3 protein-coding genes are annotated in these 2413 nt (G+C 68.3%); 2 read left to right on the top strand and 1 reads right to left on the bottom strand.

The features are described 5' to 3' along the window. Positions 1-97 precede the first annotated feature (97 nt). Positions 98-1171 carry a GTP-binding protein gene (locus ACE3TL_RS16900; RefSeq protein ID WP_374579821.1) on the bottom strand — a complete coding sequence of 358 codons (1074 nt, stop codon included), beginning with the start codon at positions 1169-1171 and terminating at the stop codon, positions 98-100. A 116-nt stretch (positions 1172-1287) separates the two neighbouring features. On the opposite strand from ACE3TL_RS16900, the gene ACE3TL_RS16895 reads away from it, so the two are divergent. Together ACE3TL_RS16895 and ACE3TL_RS16890 are read left to right on the top strand one after the other, a co-directional pair. Continuing rightward, complete coding sequence (locus tag ACE3TL_RS16895) at positions 1288-2205, top strand: cation diffusion facilitator family transporter (protein ID WP_374579820.1); 918 nt, start codon at positions 1288-1290, stop codon at positions 2203-2205. A 92-nt stretch (positions 2206-2297) separates the two neighbouring features. Further along, positions 2298-2413 (top strand): bL21 family ribosomal protein (locus ACE3TL_RS16890; RefSeq protein ID WP_374579822.1); only part of this gene is annotated, 116 nt, incomplete at its 3' end.

Genomic DNA, 2413 nt, shown 5'->3' with positions numbered 1-2413 from the left:
CGCATCGCGCCGAGACGGAGGGGGCCTGCCGACTCCGCAATCCCCCTCAGTCCGCTTCGCGGACAGCTCCCCCAGAGGGGGAGCAATCGCCCTCTTCCTAGGCCGCGCAGGCTTCGAAGCCGGCCTTGAGCTTGGCTTCGTCGAGGTTGCGGCCGATGAGGACCAGGCGGCTGTAGCGCTTGTCGCCGGCCGCCCATTCGCCCTGGAAGTCGCCTTCGAGGATCATGTGCACGGCCTGGAACACCAGGCGGCGGTCTTCGCCCGCGACATCGAGGATGCCCTTGGCGCGCAGGATGTCGGGGCCCTGGTCCTGGAGGACCTGGTTCAGCCAGTTGGTCACCCGCTGGCCGTGGATCGGCCGGTTCAGCGTGAGCGAGACGCCGCGGATGCCCGCCGCGGCCGCATGGTCTTCATGATCATGGTGGTGATGGCCGTGGTCATGATCGCCGTGGTGATGATGATGGTCGTGATCATGGTCGCAATTCTCGTCGTGGATATGGCCTTCTTCGCCGTGCGGCGGGTTCAGGAAATCGGGGTGGACGTCGGTGATGCGGCCGAGGTCGAAGCCGCCGCGGCCGAGGATGGCGTCGAGCGGCACGTTCGAGCGCTGGGCGCGGTGGATCGGGGCGAGCGGGTTCAGCCGGCGGATCGCGGCCTCGACGCTCTTCAGTTCCTCCTCGGACACCAGGTCGGTCTTGTTCAGCACGATCTGGTCGGCGAAGGCGATCTGCTCGACCGCCTCCTTCGAATCGGCCAGGCGCAGCGGCAGGTGCTTGGCGTCGACCACGGCGGTGACGCTGTCGAGCTGGGTCTTGGCCTTCACGTCGTCGTCGACGAAGAAGGTCTGGGCCACCGGGCCGGGATCGGCCAGGCCGGTCGTCTCGACGATGATCGCGTCGAACTTACCCTTGCGCTTCATCAGGCCCGAGAGGACGCGGATCAGGTCGCCGCGCACCGTGCAGCAGACGCAGCCGTTGTTCATCTCGAACACTTCCTCGTCGGCGCCGACGATCAGGTCGTTGTCGATCCCCACCTCGCCGAACTCGTTGACGATGACGGCGTAGGTCTTGCCGTGATCCTCGGTGAGGATGCGGTTGAGGAGGGTGGTCTTGCCTGCGCCGAGATAGCCGGTGAGGACGGTGACGGGGGTCTTGTCGGTCATGGGGATCATCTAGTCATTGATCGCGGGCAAGGGAACAGGCTGCGGCCTTCGACCGCTTGACCATTATATAGTGTTATCGAATAACGCGTCCTCCCGGCGATCGCCGCTATGCCGACAGAGCAACCGTGACCGCCTCCGCGCCCGACCGCCAAGGACCGATGGACGCCTTCCGGGGCGACCGCGTCTATCTGGGCGCCGACCACGCGCGCAACGAGCGGCGGACCTGGATCGTGGCGGCGGTGTGCCTGGCCACCCTGGCGGCCCAGATCGGCGGGGGTCTCGCCTTCAATTCCATGGCTCTGATCGCCAACGGCTTCCATATGGGCGCGCATGTGGCGGCCCTGGTGGTGGCGGCCGGCGCCTACGGCCTGGCGCGGCGCTTCGCCCACGATCCGCGGTTCTCGTTCGGCACCGGCAAGCTCGGCTATCTGGCCGGGTTCGCCAACGCCGCAGTGCTGGCGGTCAGCGCGGTGCTGGTGGCGGTGGAGAGCGGCCGCCACCTGCTTTCGCCCAGCCCGGTCGCCTATGACGGCGCCCTGGCCCTGGCCGCCGCGGCGCTGGCGGTGAATCTCGTCTGTATGTGGCTGCTGCGCCCCGCCGCCGGCCACGCGCACGACAAGGACGGCGACCTCAACCTCTCGGCCGCGCACCTGCACCTGGCGGGGGATGCGGCGATCTCGGCCCTGGCCATCGTCGGCCTGGGGCTTGGGCGGGTGTTCGACTGGCCCTGGGCCGACAGCCTGGCCGGACTGGCGGGGGCCGCGCTGCTGGCCCATTTCGCCTACCGCCTGCTGGTCCGCACCGGCGCGGTGCTGCTGGACGTCAATCCCTCGCCGGAGCTGACCGCGGAGATCGGCCGGCGGCTGGAGGGCGAGGGCGAGCGGCTGATCGACCTGCACCTGTGGCGACTGGGGCCTGGCCATCACGCCGCCATCGTGGTGATCGAGGCGCAGGCGCCGCAGGATGCGGGCGTCTATCGGGCGCGGCTGGCCGGGTTGCCGGGGCTGAGCCATGTGACCGTGGAAACGCGCCAAACGCGTTGACTCCGAACGGCCCCTCTGTATAAGTCCGCGCCTCTCGCCCGCGGGCCATCTCGCGGGCGCAATCCATTTTGCTATAAGTCCAAGGCGCAACGATGTACGCGGTGATCAAAACCGGCGGAAAGCAGTACCGGGTTCAAGCCGGTGACCTGCTGGTCGTCGAAAAGCTCGACGGTGAACCCGGTGCGGAAGTCGCGTTCGGCGACGTCCT

The sequence above is a fragment of the Phenylobacterium sp. genome (assembly GCF_041920015.1).
Lineage (GTDB): Bacteria > Pseudomonadota > Alphaproteobacteria > Caulobacterales > Caulobacteraceae > Phenylobacterium.
The sequence above is the reverse complement of the archived record's forward strand: the minus strand, read 5'-3'. Positions and strand labels throughout refer to the sequence as shown.